This is a genomic window from Niastella koreensis GR20-10 (assembly GCF_000246855.1).
GTDB classification, from domain to species: Bacteria; Bacteroidota; Bacteroidia; order Chitinophagales; family Chitinophagaceae; genus Niastella; species Niastella koreensis.
The window spans coordinates 2772008-2789030 of sequence record NC_016609.1 but is presented as its reverse complement, the minus strand read 5'-3'; the positions used below and the strand labels follow the sequence as shown (position 1 = coordinate 2789030).

13 protein-coding genes are annotated in these 17023 nt (G+C 43.8%); 8 read left to right on the top strand and 5 right to left on the bottom strand.

What is annotated here, in order from left to right:
• Positions 1–398: 398 nt before the first annotated feature.
• The 4 genes from NIAKO_RS11420 to NIAKO_RS11405 all read left to right on the top strand — a co-directional run bounded on the left by NIAKO_RS11420 (position 399) and on the right by NIAKO_RS11405 (position 6775).
• On the top strand, positions 399–2732 hold the full coding sequence (locus tag NIAKO_RS11420) for a S9 family peptidase (protein WP_041346648.1): 2334 nt from the start codon (positions 399–401) through the stop codon (positions 2730–2732).
• A 149-nt stretch (positions 2733–2881) separates the two neighbouring features.
• Positions 2882–3451, top strand: coding sequence for a Crp/Fnr family transcriptional regulator (locus NIAKO_RS11415; RefSeq protein ID WP_014218568.1), 570 nt, complete (start codon positions 2882–2884; stop codon positions 3449–3451).
• Positions 3452–3665: 214 nt separating this feature from the next.
• A complete protein-coding gene (locus NIAKO_RS11410) occupies positions 3666–4508 on the top strand; it encodes an MBL fold metallo-hydrolase (protein ID WP_242675505.1) in 843 nt (280 codons plus the stop codon).
• Between the two features lie 338 nt (positions 4509–4846).
• A complete protein-coding gene (locus NIAKO_RS11405) occupies positions 4847–6775 on the top strand; it encodes a DUF8202 domain-containing protein (protein ID WP_133055338.1) in 1929 nt (642 codons plus the stop codon).
• 469 nt (positions 6776–7244) lie between these two features.
• Here the strand turns inward: NIAKO_RS11405 and NIAKO_RS11400 are convergent, their stop codons facing one another.
• The 3 genes from NIAKO_RS11400 to NIAKO_RS11390 form a co-directional block, all read right to left on the bottom strand.
• Positions 7245–8258, bottom strand: coding sequence for a hypothetical protein (locus NIAKO_RS11400; RefSeq protein ID WP_014218564.1), 1014 nt, complete (start codon positions 8256–8258; stop codon positions 7245–7247).
• Positions 8239–8742 carry a P-loop nucleotide/nucleoside kinase family protein gene (locus tag NIAKO_RS11395; protein ID WP_014218563.1) on the bottom strand — a complete coding sequence of 168 codons (504 nt, stop codon included), beginning with the start codon at positions 8740–8742 and terminating at the stop codon, positions 8239–8241. The genes NIAKO_RS11400 and NIAKO_RS11395 overlap by 20 nt, the downstream gene beginning before the upstream one ends.
• A gap of 128 nt (positions 8743–8870) precedes the next feature.
• Complete coding sequence (locus tag NIAKO_RS11390; RefSeq protein ID WP_014218562.1) at positions 8871–9737, bottom strand: universal stress protein; 867 nt, start codon at positions 9735–9737, stop codon at positions 8871–8873.
• Positions 9738–9916: 179 nt separating this feature from the next.
• Here NIAKO_RS11390 and fdhF point away from each other — a divergent pair, with 179 nt between their 5' ends.
• From fdhF to NIAKO_RS11370, 4 genes are all read left to right on the top strand, one after another.
• Positions 9917–12583: a formate dehydrogenase subunit alpha gene (gene fdhF, locus NIAKO_RS11385; protein ID WP_014218561.1), complete on the top strand. Its 2667-nt coding sequence runs from the start codon at positions 9917–9919 to the stop codon at positions 12581–12583.
• Between the two features lie 228 nt (positions 12584–12811).
• Positions 12812–13621, top strand: a complete 810-nt coding sequence (locus NIAKO_RS11380; protein WP_014218560.1) for a phosphatidate cytidylyltransferase — start codon at positions 12812–12814, stop codon at positions 13619–13621.
• 108 nt (positions 13622–13729) lie between these two features.
• Positions 13730–14482 carry a porin family protein gene (locus tag NIAKO_RS11375; RefSeq protein WP_014218559.1) on the top strand — a complete coding sequence of 251 codons (753 nt, stop codon included), beginning with the start codon at positions 13730–13732 and terminating at the stop codon, positions 14480–14482.
• Positions 14483–14536: 54 nt separating this feature from the next.
• A complete protein-coding gene (locus NIAKO_RS11370; RefSeq protein ID WP_041346643.1) occupies positions 14537–14767 on the top strand; it encodes a hypothetical protein in 231 nt (76 codons plus the stop codon).
• 14 nt (positions 14768–14781) lie between these two features.
• Here the strand turns inward: NIAKO_RS11370 and NIAKO_RS11365 are convergent, their stop codons facing one another.
• Together NIAKO_RS11365 and NIAKO_RS11360 are read right to left on the bottom strand one after the other, a co-directional pair.
• A complete protein-coding gene (locus tag NIAKO_RS11365; protein ID WP_014218558.1) occupies positions 14782–15903 on the bottom strand; it encodes an ABC transporter permease in 1122 nt (373 codons plus the stop codon).
• Positions 15900–17006, bottom strand: a complete 1107-nt coding sequence (locus NIAKO_RS11360; RefSeq protein WP_014218557.1) for an ABC transporter permease — start codon at positions 17004–17006, stop codon at positions 15900–15902. The genes NIAKO_RS11365 and NIAKO_RS11360 overlap by 4 nt, the downstream gene beginning before the upstream one ends.
• Positions 17007–17023: the final 17 nt, after the last annotated feature.

The window sequence follows — 17023 nt, the reverse complement described above, 5'->3', positions numbered from 1 at the left end:
AGCAACCCGGTATAACTTTTGGACAACCCTACATAACATTGGCACATAAGTGCATAACATTGGGGCATATGTTGCTTATTTATAGTGAAAACTACTAAAGATATATGCATAAGTTAAGCAGATATGCACTAAACTTACGAACTGATGGTCCAAAGTTGGTCCTGGATGATCTATTTATAAGAATTGATGAAACATAATAGGAACTTAATTAACTATAATGAGTAAGGGTTGACACATAGTTAATAAAAGCCATTGCATAAATTGACAAGGATGAATTAAAATTGAGTAAAAATATCGCGTAAGGTAAGAGGAGGTGAGTAAATAACATTAGCATTGGGAGTTTTGCTGCCAATAGTATAAATTGCAAAAAACAATCGTCTAACTGTTAAGTAGATATTATGAAAAGATTTTTATCTATGTTCATTGGCAGCATAACACTTTTAGCGGTCAATGCGCAACAGGGCACTGTATTGTCGGCAAAAGACTATGCCAATGCGGAAAGCTTTATGGCATACAATACCCAACAATTCATAGACCATGGCAACGTAACACCCAACTGGATTAAGGATGACAGGTTCTGGTATCGGACGCTTACAGCCCAGGGCAGTGAATTTATCCTTGTTGATCCTAACAAAGGTACCCGCACAGCCGCTTTTGATCAGCAAAAACTGGCGGCGGCATTGTCCACGGCCAGCGGAAAATCATATAAGCCTGCAATGCTGCCTTTCCAGATTTTCAGCTATGCTACTGATGGAAAGGCCATCCTCTTCAGAGTGGGTGGCAAGCTATGGAAATGTGATCTGGAAACTTATACCTGTAGTACTATAAATACTGATGCGGCTGCGGATAAGACAGGCAGTAGTGGTAATGATGCGCTATCGCCCGATGGCAGTCGCGCTGCATTCATCAAAGATTATAATTTGTGGGTGCGGAATGTAAAAACAGGCCAGCAAACCCAGTTGACAACAGACGGGATCAAAGATTTTGGTTATGCCACAGACAATGCAGGCTGGACCAGCAGTGACAGGGCTATACTGCGTTGGTCACCCGATTCAAAAAAGATAGCCACGTTCAGACAGGACCAGCGCAAAGTAGGGGATATGTATATGATCACCACCAATGTGGGGCACCCTAAGTTGCGTGCCTGGAAATATCCATTGCCTGGCGATGAAGAGATCCCCATGATACAACGGGTAGTTATTAATGTGGATACACCCAAAGTAATTGTATTGAATGTGCCGCCAGACCCGCACCGGTCTTCGTTGGGTGATGATATCAGCCGCAGCGGCGTTCTTAGTGATATAGACTGGAGTGCGGATGGTTCACAACTGGCGTTTGTTTCCACTTCCCGGGATCATAAACAGGAAAAGGTCTGCATTGCCAATGCCAGCACCGGTGAGGTGCACAACGTGTTTGAGGAAACAGTTACCACGCAATTTGAATCGGGCGCAAGCGCCATCTGCTGGAGATGGTTACCAAAGACCAACGAGATCATTTGGTATTCTGAAAGGGACAACTGGGGACATTTGTATTTATACGATGCCACCACCGGAAAGCTGAAAAATCAGATCACCAAAGGCAACTGGCTGGTGACACGTTTGATCAAGGTAGATGAGAAAAACCGCGAGTTGTATTTTATGGCCAGCGGTACACAGCCGGAGAACCCTTACTTTGGCCAGTTGTATAAAGTGGGTTTTGATGGAAAGAAAACAACCTTGCTCACGCCAGCGGAAGGTACGCATCAGATTGTTTTATCACCATCAGAAAATTATTTTATTGATACCTATTCCAAACCCAATGTACCGGCTGTATCAGAGTTGCATGCTATAACAGGTAAAACAATTGTTACACTGGAGAAAACAGATGTATCAAGATTGGCCGCTTTGGGATGGAAAGCGCCTGTTCCTATTACGGTGAAAGCGCACGATGGTACAACTGATCTGTATGGTTTACTTTTTACACCTGCCAAACTGGACCCCAAAAAGAAATATCCGGTTATAGATTATATTTATCCCGGTCCGCAGGGTGGAAGTGTTGGCAGTTGGGCCTTCAGTGCATCCAGGGGCGATCACCAATCCCTTGCTGAACTTGGATTTATTGTAGTAGTGCTTGAAGGCAGCGGCAATCCATTGCGTTCAAAAAGTTTCCACGATCTGTATTTCCCCAATATGTCAGAAAACACATTGCCAGACCAGGTAAGCGGTATCCGGCAACTTTCACAACGATATGCTTACATGGACACCATGCGGGTGGGGATCTGGGGGCATTCAGGCGGTGGTTTTGCAACTGCATGTGCTATGTTCCGTTACCCCGATTTCTTTAAAGTGGGTATTTCAGAATCCGGTAACCATGACAACCGCAACTATGAAGACGACTGGGGTGAGCGCTATATTGGGTTGCTGACAAAAAATGCAGGCGGTACGGATAACTATACCCAACAGGCCAACCAGGTGTATGCAAAGAACCTGAAGGGCAAGTTGATGCTGGCCCATGGATTAATGGACGACAATGTACCTGCTTCCAATACCATGCTGGTAGTAGAAGCATTGGAAAAGGCGAATAAAGATTATGACCTGGTTATTTTTCCCAACAGTGCGCATGGCTATGGTACATACTCGCCATATATGATGCGCCGCCGCTGGGACTATTTTGTAAAAAACTTATTAGGCGTTGAACCGCCCAAAGAATACCTGATGGAAATCAAAACAGATCCAAGGAATAGCGTGCAGTAGGATGCATTTTGGGTTACATGACATGAAGTAAAACAGGAGATTATTAAAACTAAAAAAACCTGAAATTCTTATCTGCAAAGAATTTCAGGGGCGAATAAATGCTGATATTAATAAAATAGCCGTTGCTTTTAGAGTATTTTTGCGCTATTATGCCGCATCCATTACGTGTACATATTGAATCGGTCTGCAAGCTTACTGATGAAGAGTTTGAATATATCATTACTCATTTTACACTTTTAAAACACAAGAAACACAGTCCGCTTATAAGGGAAGGGGATCTTGTAAAGCACGAGTATTTTGTTTTGAAAGGATGCCTTCGTTCTTATATAACGGATGCCAACACAGGTAAAGAGTTCACTTATAGTTTTGCCGCTGAAAATTGGTGGGTTTCCGAACGGGAAGCTTTCACCAAACATACTCCTGCCACTACAACGGTGGAATGCCTGGAAGATTGTGAGCTGCTGGCATTGACTTATGAAAACAGGATAAAGCTTGGCCGCGAGATTTGGAAATACGAACATTATGTGTCCATGAAAACTAACCTTGGCTACGTAGCGCTGCAAAAGCGTTTACAGTTGATGATCATGGGCAATACCAAAGAACGGTTTGAAAACTTTGTAGAACAATACCCTCAATTATACAGGCGGGTGCCGAAGACATTGATTGCCTCTTATCTAGGTGTGTCAAGAGAAACCATAAGCCGTTTATATAGAAAATAACGGCACAAATGTCACAATTTTAAAGTGAGATTTGTGCTTTCTTCCGGCTAACACATGCCTGAACTTTGTGTCATTAAATCAAATAAATATGATGTTGCAAAGTTCATTTTCTTTCAGGAAGATATTTATGATATGTGCCATGATAAACAGCGTTTTATCAACTTCGGCACAAAAGATTATTTCATCACTGCCCGAACAGCCTGGCATCTACAGGATGCAGCTGGGCGATTTCGATGTAATAGCATTATCAGACGGCACTATTCCTTTAAACCTGCATACTTTATTACATGATGCAAAGCCTGGTGAATTGGATGATTTGCTGCATCACAGTTTCCTCGATAGTATTGTAGAAACATCCATCACTGCTTTTTTGGTAAGGGCAAACAACAAGCTGATATTAATTGATGCAGGAAGCGGTAGCTTCATGGGTTCAACACTTGGTAAGGTAAAGCAAAATCTGCTGGTTGCAGGCATTAGGCCTGAGGATATTGATATCGTGTTACCCACACATTTACATGCAGATCATGTAGGGGGATTGGTAGACAATGGCAAAATGGTATTTCCAAATGCTACGGTGTACATTAGCAAACCCGAAGCAGATTTTTGGCTGAATGATACTAATAGACAAACGTCTAACAAAAGGGCACAGCCGTTTTTCGATGGCGCACAGGCTTCTGTAGCACCATATCAAAAGTCAGGAAAAATTAAAATCTTTGAACCTGGCACTCAACTGTTTCCCGGAATCACTTCCGCGCCTTCTTTTGGGCATACACCCGGCGAATGTTTTTACATACTTGAAAGTAAAGGGCAAAAATTGGTGTTTTGGGGTGACGTAGTGCATGCTGGCACCGTACAATTTGCCGACCCCTCCATAACCATTGATTTCGATGTGGATCTCACCGGTGCCAAAATAACCAGGAAAAAAGCATTTGAAGATGCTGTTAAAAAAGGTTATTGGATTGCTGCACCGCATCTTTCATTCCCCGGTATTGGTCATTTGAAATTTGTTAATAACTCCTACGAATGGTTGCCAATTAGTTATAAAAGCATATTTTAAAAATTACAGAATAAGTACTCGAAAAAAAAGGGTGTATCGGAGTTTTCATACACCCTTTTCACATTGAAAGATTTACCAGGTGAATTTGCAGAAGCAGTTCCAAGAATGCTAACGGAAACGTGTTTTGGCGATTATTATACAAGGGGTGGTCTGGATATTTACAATTAACGAATAATCCTTATACAATTAATACTAAGATATAATTTCTTCGACCTGCCCATTTTTGCACATCTTTCGATACCTATAACAAAACCCGTTACCTGATGAAATCCGTTTTACAAAAATGCATTGTCAAATGCACTGTAAGCGCGCAGTCGCAGCAATCCCTGAAATCGGCTATGAAAAAGATTTTCTGCCTGATGGTAGTATTGCTGCAATGTAGGGGACGGACGGTTTTTTGTCAGAGTCCCGGCGGGGTAGCTTCAAACCTGACCTTATGGATAAAAGCCGGTAGTGGAGCTTCCCCATCTTCGGGGGGCACCCTTACAGGATGGACGGACATGGCGGGCAACAACAGCTTTTCCCTGACGTCCACGGGCACGGGGTTAACGGCGCCCGTAGTCGTTCTCAACGGACTTAATTTCAACCCGGTGGTTCGTTTTACCGGATCAGGAACAAACGGTTATCGCCTGCTGGGAAATACGTCGATTACGATGTCGGACGTCTCGGCAGTCGGTAGTTGGACCGGGCCCGTGACGAATGAGCGGGGTACCTTCTTTTCCCCTATCAATAATAGCGGGCTCAATTTGATAAGTGCCCGGTATTTTTTCAGGTCGGCCTCCGGTGGCCAGTTGTATACCGGTTTCGGGTCGATCGACGCCGGCCTCTTCGCGGGTTATGAATCGGCAACCCCGCCGGCCTCAACCGTTCCTGTCGTCCTGACGGCCAGCGGCACCGGCAACGTGTTAAACATGAATGGACTGGATGCCCGTACAGGCAATATCAGAGGGGGGTATTTTACCACCACAATGACCGATATTCCCCAGATTGCCGACCGATCCTCCTCAGACTCCAAGATGAATGGGGACATCGCCGAGATCGTCGTCTACAGTGCGGCCAATTCGGCTTCGCTTCAAAATAAAGTAGAATCCTACTTAGCCTTTAAGTATGGCATTACGCTTGGGAATGCAACCTCTCCCATTAGCTATACCTCTTCGGCGGGCACCGTTTTCTGGACAGGCCTGGCTGCATACCAGCATAACATTTTCGGCATTGGAACAGATAATGGATCGGGGCTGGTACAAACCAGTTCCAATAGCGTCAACTCGGGCAGCGGCGACGGGACAGGACAAAGCGGGTTGGGCAACCTTGTACTGAAGACTTCGTCCGCACTGACAAATGGTCAATTCCTGATGGTTGGTACGGACTCCGCGGTGCTGACGGAGGAAACGATCACGGCAGCCATAGGCCCGGCGGCGGCCATCGGCTCCAAGCGATTGGTGCGCACCTGGAAAGCGCAGACAACCGGAGCTGTTTCATCCGTCAATCTCAGCTTCGACATGACTGGGCTGACGCTGTCCGGCGCCTCGGTGGCGGCAAATTATTACCTCCTTATCGACAACGATGGGGATGGAAATTTTACAACAGGCGCCCAAACCTATGTGCCGGCGTCCGGTATCAGCGGCAGCCTCATCTCTTTCTCCGGCACCAGTGCACTGGCCAACGGAGTGGTTTTTACCCTGATAACCGTTCCCTCGACGATGCTTGTTCTTGCCGACAGGTGGCAGGGGTTCACGGCTTCGGGGGCGGGCAGCAGTGTAACCCTTCATTGGAATACGGCGCCTGATCTTCCCATCGATTATTTCAATGTGTATCATTCCACCGATGGCGCGACTTTTATCCCAATCGCGCAGCTACCCCTTACAACCGTAATGCCGTTGGCAGGAATGTCGTATGTGGTGTCCGAGCGTGGCGAGGGCACTTATTTCTACAGGTTACGGGCAGTGCTAAAAGACGGGGCTGAAAACTACAGTATGATCCGGTCGGTCAAGATATCGGCTTCAAAGAGGCTGAAGATACATTCCAATCCTGTGGTCGGCGGAGAATTGAGACTGCAATTCCATGCGTCGGCAAGTGAGTCGGTGATCGTCTCTCTATTCAGCGCCTCCGGCAGCAGGCAACTCACACGAATCTGGTCGGTGGCGCCGGGAGAGAACTTGTTGACAATGGATATACATCGGTTAGGGGAAGGTCTCTATTTCCTTCGACTTGATGGCAGTCATGGCTACGAAACATTAGACTTCGTAAAATCCACTGGAATGAAATAGGAGTTAGGACGAACCCGTCCGCCATGTGCCGGGCCTTCATCAGCGGATTGTTTCGGAATCCCTGTTTTATTATGTGCAAGACCAGCTGAAGGATCAATTAGGCCCCAATAAACACTCCCCAGCTTTGGGCAGGTGCGGATGTCAAGGATTTTAAGCAAGGGGATCTTGTGTTTGGCTTGATTAATTTTCGTGGTGCCGGAAATACCTATGCAGAATATGTTGCTGCACCAGCTAATGCAGAGCCGAGCATTGGCTGACCTTTTCATCAAAATACATACCTGTTTTACCTGATTGATCGATCAGCATCTTATACGTGTCAAATTTAAATATTAATGTAGCAGATAGATGTGATGGAGAGAGATACGCCCCGCTTCAAACAGAGGCATATATCAGGCAGATCTAAAATCGGAATTAATTTATAATAAACCTCAATTGATCAATCCATTCTTTATTGCTTTTTAGGGGCCTCTTACTCACTGTTCAATAAGTTAATATATTGCTCCATTAGTTTGAGATACCCTTCACTTTGCCGCAACCAGTCGGTTTTTTCAGTTTCATTACCAGCGCTTCGAGCGCGAAGGCTGTTAACCTTGGCCCTTATATTGGCCCGGTAGCTTTTGTAATAAACAAAGAGCTGGTATTCTTCTGCCGTTCGCATAGCAGGAAAAAGATCATTGTAAAATTTTACAAATAGATCCGAGAGGTCTTGTCTTCCTGCAGCATCCAGGTCCATGCATAAAAAAGCAATTTCGTTCAGTACATCAATCTGCCTGTAGTCATCATTAAACTCGATACAATCGAAAGGTTGGGGATTGGGAAACAAAAAGATGTTTCGGGTATGCAGGTCTCCATGGCAATCTCTTACATAGCCGTTGTTCAACCTGTTTGTTAGTAGTGAAATATTTTTGTGGGTAAATTCATTAGAAACTTTAATGGCCCGGTCAATGACGGCCCCCATGCTTCTGTTAATGGATTCAATCAAAATAGGTTTTTCAGATCCCAGGTCGTTGAATTTTTTTTGAATATCAAAAAGATCTTTATCATACATGATGGTGGTATGTTTATGGAAGCTGGCAATTTTTTCCGCCAGCCGACGAATATCATCTTTGGTTACGCTATTTTTAGGAAGCATTACATCCATCTGGAGATCATTGTCGATTTTTCTCATTTCAACCGAAAAATCAACTATTTCGCCTTTTTCCCCGCCAATAATGTAGCCGCCCGAAAGTAGCCTAACCGGTTGTACACCGAGGTATAGATCTTCTGTGAGTCTTTTATTCAAAGCTATTTCCCTTTCACAATAGAATTTTCGTTTTTCAAGCGTAGAAAAGTCAAGAAAGGAATAGTGCACCGGCTTTTTTATTTTATATACATAGTGATCGCCAATTACAACCCAGGAAATATGCGTTTCAACAAGCACAGGATTGCATGGCTCAGGAAATTGTCCGGCTGTAAGTAACTTATTAATTTGTTCTTTCGTCATTTTTCAAATGCAAATAATTAAACGCCGTTTGCAGCATCTCTTTTATGTTCTTATTGTTTGACTGTAATATCAGGTGTTTATCACTTATAGGCTCCCACTGGGTTTTTATAAGGTGGTATACTTTAAAGTCGGCCTCGCTATCCGTTCTTTTTTGTTGCAGGCGTTCCTTTATAAGCGTTTCGTCTGCCTGCACTTCAATAACAGAAACGCTGTTTCCGGCTTCCCCGCTGAATTTTTTCCTGATGTCGTCGCTGTAAAAAGTGGCATCCAACACTATATCTTTTTTTTCCTGCATAGCCTGCTGCATTTTTTTTAGCATTTCATCATACACCGACAGCTTCTCTTTTGTTGAATAGGTTCTTATGGGGAACATGGTTTTTCGAACCCTGTCGCTATTGATATAATCTGCCCTAATGGCTGTTGCAAGCTTTTCAGCAAAGTAACTCTTTCCGCAACCGGGTAGTCCTGTTACAAGAATAACCATTGTCATAAATTTCAAAATCCCTTACCAAAACAACGATAATTAGATCCCGGTTTTATCGGAAGCTATTGTCGTTGCTGCTCCTAATGCTTCAACCGTGTTCAGTTGCTCATAAATGATTGGATGCATGTCTAATAGTGTTGGTCGTGGTCAACGCTAATGGAATTCTTATGCTGTTCGGGAATGATCAGCAAAGGAATGTGGCTTTCAAAGATCATAGCACGGGTTATGCTATTATAAAACCACCTGGACCACAAAGCATGTTGATGGGGCAATAATGCCAACAAATTAACATTGTATGATGAAATAAAGCCATTCAGTGCCTGGGGTATATCCTTTCCTTCGACGAATTCAAATGCGGGGTCCATCGTTCGTACCATTTTGTTTATTTTAACCGGTCGGTTCAGCACTTCATATGATTCCTGGAACCTGTTGTTGACCGCTTTAACCAGGTAAAGCTTCGCATGAAATCTTTCTCCCATCTCTCGTAAAACATCCAGCAAATGTGGGTCGCTATCGGGGGCTGCATCCGTTTCAACAGCAAGGGCGATGGCCGATAGTTCTTTAAACGGGGTTTCTTCCGGTATTACAAGCATGGGAACCGGCAGTTTTTTTGCCAGTGCAGTCACGGTACTTCCGAAAAGCCGGCTGACGGCGGTAGTTCTTTTCATTCCGGTAATGATAAGATCAGCTTTTTTTTCTTTAACAGCCTGTAAAATGTTTGCGGTGACCTTTCCCGGTTTGTAAAAGGTTTCAACAGCTATCTGGTTATCAATGCCTGGTAACTGTTTTTCATTTTCCATCAGTTGTTGAGTGCGTGTTTCCATTTCTTCATACGTAAGAATGGGGATGGGGATCTCCGAAACCGGTACCGGCGCCGGTTCATAAGCATTGAACAATATTATTCCAGCATTGAACGATTTGGCTAATTGTGCGGCATATAGGAAGGCGTTGTGTGACGCATCGGAAAAATCAGTGGCAACAAGAATCGTTTTCATGATCTGCTTTTTTTTAAAGCTACCAGTTATTACAGGCTTTTTAAATGATAAATGTCAATGCCCTGTATGATCCCCGGCAAAATGATCAATGGCAAACCAGGTATCAGGCGTCTTTATGACCGGGATCATTTTCAGCAGTGTTTTTTTGTAATATATTAGGTTTCAACTACCGGAATCAGGTGAACCAGGTTACAATAAATAGAAAAGCATATTATTTTGAAGAGGGGCAAACAATTCTGGACCTGCTTAAGCAAATTAATATTGACATTCCCACACTCTGCCACGACCAACGTCTGCATCCTGCCTCGGTTTGCCGGTTATGCCTGGTGAAAGTCAGCGGCAACAACCGGTTGCAACCTTCCTGCCGTACCATGCTTTTACCTAATATGATAATAGAAACACATTCGCCTGAAATTGAAGGATACCGCAAAGGTTTAATGCAAATGTTGGCAAAGGATTACCCTTTGAATGAAGTAATGAAATACCCGCAAAAGGAATTTCACCGTTGGTTACTTCATTATGGATTAACGCAGGGAATGCAAATAGCGACATCTTCTGCAGTCGACGAGTCGCATCCATATATACAGGTAGATATGTCGCGTTGTATTAATTGTTTCCGTTGTGTACGGATCTGTAATTCATTACAGGGACAGTTTGTGTGGCATGTTATCAGTCGTGGGGATGAAACCAGGATCACTTCCGATTCAAATGGTCTTTTTGCGGAAAGTACATGTGTAAGTTGTGGCGCCTGCGCCGATTCCTGTCCAACCGGTGCCATTGAAGACAAACAGGCCATAGCGTTGGGTATACCTGAGAAAACAGTGCGATCTGTTTGTGCATATTGTGGCGTGGGGTGTGAAATAGATGTTGGAGTAAAAGATGACAAAATTGTTGGAATACATCCGATGCAGAATGCCCCGGTGAATAAAGGTCATTTATGTGTAAAAGGCCGGTACGCCTGGGAATATGTGTATGCAAACGACAGGATAACGCAACCGATGATACGGCGGCAACACCATTGGGAAAACGTGACCTGGAAACAAGCAATTGATTATTGTGCGCAAAAACTAATTTCGATGGTAAGCGAACACGGCCCCGACAGCATAGGTATGATCGGGTCTGCCAGGGCAACCAATGAAGATAATTATTGTATCCAGAAATTTGCAAGAACTGTTATCGGCACCAATAACGTTGATAACTGCGCCAGGGTTTGTCACCAGCCAACCGCCAAAGCCATGACCATGGTGCTGGGTACAGGCGCCGCTACCAATTCCTATGATGATATAGAAAAAGCAGCAACGATCCTGGTGGCAGGAGCTAATACAACAGAGAGTCACCCGGTAATAGGAGCCCGGATAAAACAGGCGGTTTTAAAAGGTGCGAAACTTATTGTAATTGATCCCCGGAAAACCGAACTGGCAACCTATGCAACCTGCCATTTGCAATTAAAACCCGGCACCAATATTCCACTGTTCAATGCAATGGCGAATGTTATCGTAACCGAAAAGCTCTATGACGAAACATTCATTGTAAACAGAACAGAAGGCTGGGAACTATTTAAAGAATTTATCCGGGAGTGGACGCCCGAACGGGCCGCAAAGATCTGTCGCATTCAACCCCGGCTTATAAGGGACGCTGCCCGGTTATTTGCTAAGCGATCACCTGGCATATGTTTTCATGGGCTTGGGTTAACAGAACATACCCAGGGTACCGAAAATGTGATCGCATTGGTAAACCTTGCCTTACTTACCGGTAATATAGGCAAACCGGGAACAGGCATAAATCCTTTACGCGGACAAAATAATGTTCAGGGAGCGGCTGCCATGGGTTGTGATCCTTCGGTATTTACGGGTATGGCATCTGTGAAAAATGAGCGGCAAAGATTTGAAGTTTTTTGGAATACTGCGCTACCCGAAGGTAAAGGATTAAACCTGCCTGAGATGCTGGATGCTGCAGTGGCAGGCAGGTTACACGCAATGTGGATCACCGGGTATGATGTTTTTTTTACTATGCCTGACGCCAATCATACAAAGCAGGCTTTTGATAAACTTGAATTGGTAATTGTACAGGACATGTTTATGAACGAAACGGCTGAACAATTTGCGGATGTTTTTCTGCCATGCGCATCTTCGTTTGAGCGGGAGGGCACGTTCATGAATGCCGAAAGGAGAATTCAGAAAGTGAGAAAAGTAATTCCACCGCCACCGGGTGTAAAGCCCGATTGGGAAATTGTTTGTAATATGGCCGCTGCCATGGGAAAGAGTGAATATCTCAGCTATTCCACCGCTGAAGATATCTGGAATGAAATTAGAGCAATTTGGAGCCAGGTTTATGGAATAACGTATGAGCGGCTTGAAAAGGGTGGAATACAATGGCCCTGTTCCGCCACTTCCCATCCCGGAACACCCATCCTTCATACCGAAACTTTTCCGCGTGAAGGAGGTAAAGCAAAATTATCGGCCATTGAATTTAAACCAACACCTGAACAGGCCGCTATATCATATCCGTTTATATTGATAACAGGCAGGGAGTTGTACCATTTTAATGCGGGTACCATGACTTACCGCACCGCCAATAAGGAGATCTGCCAGTCAGATCAGCTGCATTTGAATCCCATAGATGCCAGTATAATTGGGTTAAAAGCAGGGGACAGTGTGCGGGTTATCAGTAAATATGGCGAAACAACTTTGCCGGTGTACATAGATGCGGATCTAAGGAAAGGAGAAGTATTCAGTACATTTAATAATGACCAGGTTTTCCTGAATAAAATAACAAATCCGGCCAGGGACAATTATGTGCAAACACCTGAGTACAAAATTACCGCAGTAAAGATCGAAAAGGTCTGAACAGTTTACATCATCTCTGTATCGGTGGCAATCAAGGCTGGCGCCGGTGGCTTCATTGCGAGTGATGATAACCCAAAACACATGCAATTTATCATGCATTGATCTTATATCCTTCGGGGTAATTTCATAATGCGAAAAAATGAACAGCCTGAGACTGGAAATATTGAATAACCAAAATCGCCGCAACCGCCTAATTAGATCATGAAAAAAATCTGAAGGATAAAAGCCATGAATAACTTAACGCAACGGTCGATCACCGGCTTCATATTGGTTGCAACTATTATTACTGCAGTTAAGGTAAGTGTATATAGCTTCATTTTATTAACGCTTATTATTAACATATTGGCTTTAATGGAGTTTTATCGCTTATTTCATGTGGGGCGGAAATTGTCCGGTGCTTTATTGTCATTATGTATAGTAATTACACTTACAATAGTGATAAATGGTTTGTGTGACTGGAAAATTCTATTGATCAATATACCAGTTGTTTTCAGCATCTTTGTTATTGAACTATACCTGAAGGCTGAAGTTCCCTTCTACCATCTTGCCTTTTTATTTTTAGGTATTCTTTGTGTTACCATTCCTCTCTGCTTTTTTATTTGTATTGCATGTTGGCCGATCTCATCGAGGGTATATAATCACGAAATTATCCTTGGTTATTTTTTCTTATTGTGGGCAGGAGATTCCGGCGCTTATTTTATTGGAAAGCTTTTTGGCAGGCATCATTTATTTGAGCGCATTTCACCTAAAAAGACCTGGGAGGGCAGTTTAGGCGGAATGGTTTGTGCAATTACGGTTGCCTATGTTAATTCACACCTATTTACAAAAATAGACATCACCGGTTGGGTGGTTATAGCTTTTATTATAATCGTTATTGGTACTTATGGCGATCTGATTAAATCGCTTATGAAGCGAACCCTTAATCTGAAAGATTCGGGAACCATCCTGCCGGGCCATGGCGGTATGCTCGACCGGTTTGATTCTTTATTGGGTTCAGCTCCATTCATATTCAGTTATTTGGTTTTATTCAGGTTATGAAAAATCTATTCACAGATATCATGTCCATAATTGTTTGTAGTCATTTTTTTCAGGCGTCACGTGGTTGTAATTTTCACAAATCTTTGTGAAATCATAATTCTCATAAAAATGAAAAGGTATATTTCATTAATGCTTATTACTTTATGTGTAAAGGTTTCCTTTGCGCAAAAAAAGGCAGATATCGGTTTTAAAGCGGGGCTTAGCATTCCGAATTTAACAACAGGCAGTTCAAACAACTCCATTAGCAGTGGATATAACTCAAGATTGGATGTACATGCTGCCGTGCATATTGAATATCGTATGGGAGATCGATTTTCCATTCAGCCTCAGTTGGAATACTCTTCGCAAGGCGGTAAAAAGGATGGAATTCAGACATTTTCGACACCGGATAACCTCTCGCAACAGTTCCCACCCGGACAGGCGCCAACCTATCTTTATGCAGATTACAAAAGCGAAGCAAGATTGAACTACCTTATGTTGCCGGTGCTGGCAAAATATCATTTTATGTCCAGTAAAAAATGGGATGCTTATTTAGCAGCAGGGCCGTTTGTCAGTTATCTCTTAAGCGCAAAGAACATTACAAAAGGTTCAAGTCTCATTTATCTGGATGAAGGGAAAACCCAACCGCTTGGTCCGGAAGCTCAGTCGTTCGATAATACAGAAAATATAACCAGTGACCTGCACCGCTTTAATGCCGGTATCAATGGTCATGCCGGGATAGGCTATAAACTCAGCAATGGCAGCATTTTTTTGGAGGCGGGCGGCAATTATGGTTTGATTGACATCCAAAAAAGCGCTGCTGACGGGAAAAACAAGGCCGGAGCAGCTGTAATAGATCTTGGGTATCAATTCAGGCTGTGATTCGTTGAGCCGCGACTATATAAATACATACTTTTCTTCGATAATAAAAGTCTTATGAGCGGTGTAATTGTAGATATAAGAAATATGAAACGTGAATTTACAATGGGCGCAGAGATCGCTGTGTTTGTAACGCACGAGCCGGATATTGCGTCCTTCAGCAAAAGAACTATTACATTAAGAGATGGAAAAACAATACAGGACAGCATCAATATGAATGTGCGCAGTGCCAAAGCAGTACTCGAAAGCCTTCCACCTGTTGATTTGCTATCGACCGAAACAAAATGAAAACAGTGGAGAGATCATCCGCTCCGCTTGCTGTAGTTGAATATGGCCCAAGTGTTAAAGAAAAAGGCAAAGCCCAATAATGCCATTATCTGGTTTTTGATATCCGCCAGTTTGCTTCCCTTAAGCACTACCATACGCATTACTTCAATAAAATACGACACCGGGTTGAACCGGGCTATCCACTGTGCCCAGTAAGGCATGCTTTCAATAGGGGTATACAAACCGCTGAGCAGGTTAAAGATCATTGTTATAAAGAACGACACCAGCATAGACTGCTGCTGGGTTTGGGAATAGGTGGAGAGTAGCAGTCCCAGTCCCAGGACAGCCAGCAGGTAAATGGAAGCAAACAGGTAAATGGTTAAGTAACTGCCCTGAGGAACAATACCATAGACCAGGCGGGCAATGGTTAGGCCAATAGTTAAAACCAACAGCGCTAACAACCAAAAGGGAATAAGCTTGCCCAAAATAAACTGCCATTTTTTTATGGGGCTTACATTGATCTGTTCAATGGTGCCTATTTCTTTCTCCCGTACAATATTATTGGCAGCAAAGGATGAACCGATAATGGTAAGCAGCATCACCAGGATGCCCGGCACCATAAAATAGCGATAGTTCATATGCGGGTTATACCAGTTCGAAAACTGGATATTTATTACGGGTTGGGCATTGAACCGTGGGTAAACCATCCACTGTTGCCGTACCTCGCCATTATAATTCTGCAGAATGCTTTGCAAATAGGCTGTGCCCAGGCCGGCTTTGATGCCATTAATGGCGTTTGTGGAAACCAGCAGCGTGTTTTCATTCTCCTTTATCAGTGTACGTTCAAATTGCGCCGGTATCACCAGCAACAGGTCGGCCTTGTCTAATTCTATGGCATGCAAAGCCTGTGAATAAGAAGGGCTGTAGTCAGTAAGCCGGAAATAACCCGAGGCTGTGATCTTGTTTATGAGTCGGCGGGATACCTCACTATGATCGTGGTCTACTACACTAAGATCGATATTGCGGATCTCATAATTGGCAGCCAGCGGCAATATCAGCAGCTGGATCATCGGCATCACAAATAAGATCCTGAAAATGGAAGGGTCCCGAAAGATCTGCAATAATTCCTTCTGCAACAAAAATCTCAGCGTTCTCATGCCAGCCTGATTTTAAAATTTCTTATACTGATGCCCAGTAAAACAACTGTCATTATAAGCAGGATCAGCGTTTGTTTCCACACCGCATCGAATCCCATACCTTTTATCATCACTTCTTTTACAATGATGAAGAACCATTTGGCTGGCACCAGGTTGGAGATCAGTTGAAGCGGGTAGGGCATGTTCTCGATGGGAAACAAAAAGCCGCTGAATAAAAGCGTCGGTAAAAACAGGCTCATCATCGATGTGAACATAGCCGTTTGCTGGGTGCGTGCATGGTTTGAGATAAGAATACCTACGGAAAGTGAAGTAATAGTAAATAACAGGCTTTCGGTGATCAGCAAACTAAGGCTGCCCCTAATGGGCACGTTCAATACATATACGCATAACAGGAGGATGCTGCCTATATTGATGGCAGACACAAGGAAATACGGAACGGTTTTGGCCAACACCATGAAGAACGGTTTCAGTGGCGATACAAGCAATACTTCCATATTGCCCATTTCTTTTTCCCGCACAATGGCCATAGAGGTCATCATGGCGCACACCAGCATCAATACCAGCGCCATTACACCCGGCACAAAATTATAAGCACCTTTTAACTCGGGGTTATACAGCATTCTTACCTGCGTTTTAATTGTATATGAAAGTTGTTGCTGGTTGTTTATTGTTTGCTGATAGTCGTTGATAATGGCGGTTGCATAATTCGTAAGCAGGTTGGCGGTGTTGGGGTCCGATGCATCGGCAATCAGTTGTACCTGGGCTTCATTGGTGTGTAGCAGGTCGGTGCGAAAATGTTGCGGAAAGACCACCGCCAGCCTGATCTTTCCCTGGCGGAAGGTGCGTTCAATTTCAGCATAGGCATACACATTTTTCACCAGGTCAAAATACCGGCTGGCGGCAATTTCATCGCTGATTACCCTGGTGGCTTCATCTTTCGACTGGTCGTAAATGGCGATTTTTGCATTTTTTACTTCATTGGTAAGCGCAAAGCCATACAGGATGATCTGCATTACCGGCATGCCTATCAGAATTACGAGTGTACGCGGATCGCGCAGGATGTGTAACGCTTCTTTTTTGACAAATATGACAAACTGTTTCATGCCATCTGTTTTATCTT

Bases quoted from the DNA above. Each gene is read 5' to 3' on its own strand.
- NIAKO_RS11420 (WP_041346648.1), top strand. From the start codon at position 399: ATGAAAAGATTTTTATCTATGTTCATTGGCAGCATAACACTTTTAGCG.
- NIAKO_RS11415 (WP_014218568.1), top strand. From the start codon at position 2,882: ATGCCGCATCCATTACGTGTACATATTGAATCGGTCTGCAAGCTTACT.
- NIAKO_RS11410 (WP_242675505.1), top strand. From the start codon at position 3,666: ATGCAGCTGGGCGATTTCGATGTAATAGCATTATCAGACGGCACTATT.
- NIAKO_RS11405 (WP_133055338.1), top strand. From the start codon at position 4,847: ATGAAAAAGATTTTCTGCCTGATGGTAGTATTGCTGCAATGTAGGGGA.
- NIAKO_RS11400 (WP_014218564.1), bottom strand. From the start codon at position 8,258: ATGACGAAAGAACAAATTAATAAGTTACTTACAGCCGGACAATTTCCT.
- NIAKO_RS11395 (WP_014218563.1), bottom strand. From the start codon at position 8,742: ATGGTTATTCTTGTAACAGGACTACCCGGTTGCGGAAAGAGTTACTTT.
- NIAKO_RS11390 (WP_014218562.1), bottom strand. From the start codon at position 9,737: ATGAAAACGATTCTTGTTGCCACTGATTTTTCCGATGCGTCACACAAC.
- NIAKO_RS11380 (WP_014218560.1), top strand. From the start codon at position 12,812: ATGAATAACTTAACGCAACGGTCGATCACCGGCTTCATATTGGTTGCA.
- NIAKO_RS11375 (WP_014218559.1), top strand. From the start codon at position 13,730: ATGAAAAGGTATATTTCATTAATGCTTATTACTTTATGTGTAAAGGTT.
- NIAKO_RS11370 (WP_041346643.1), top strand. From the start codon at position 14,537: ATGAGCGGTGTAATTGTAGATATAAGAAATATGAAACGTGAATTTACA.
- NIAKO_RS11365 (WP_014218558.1), bottom strand. From the start codon at position 15,903: ATGAGAACGCTGAGATTTTTGTTGCAGAAGGAATTATTGCAGATCTTT.
- NIAKO_RS11360 (WP_014218557.1), bottom strand. From the start codon at position 17,006: ATGAAACAGTTTGTCATATTTGTCAAAAAAGAAGCGTTACACATCCTG.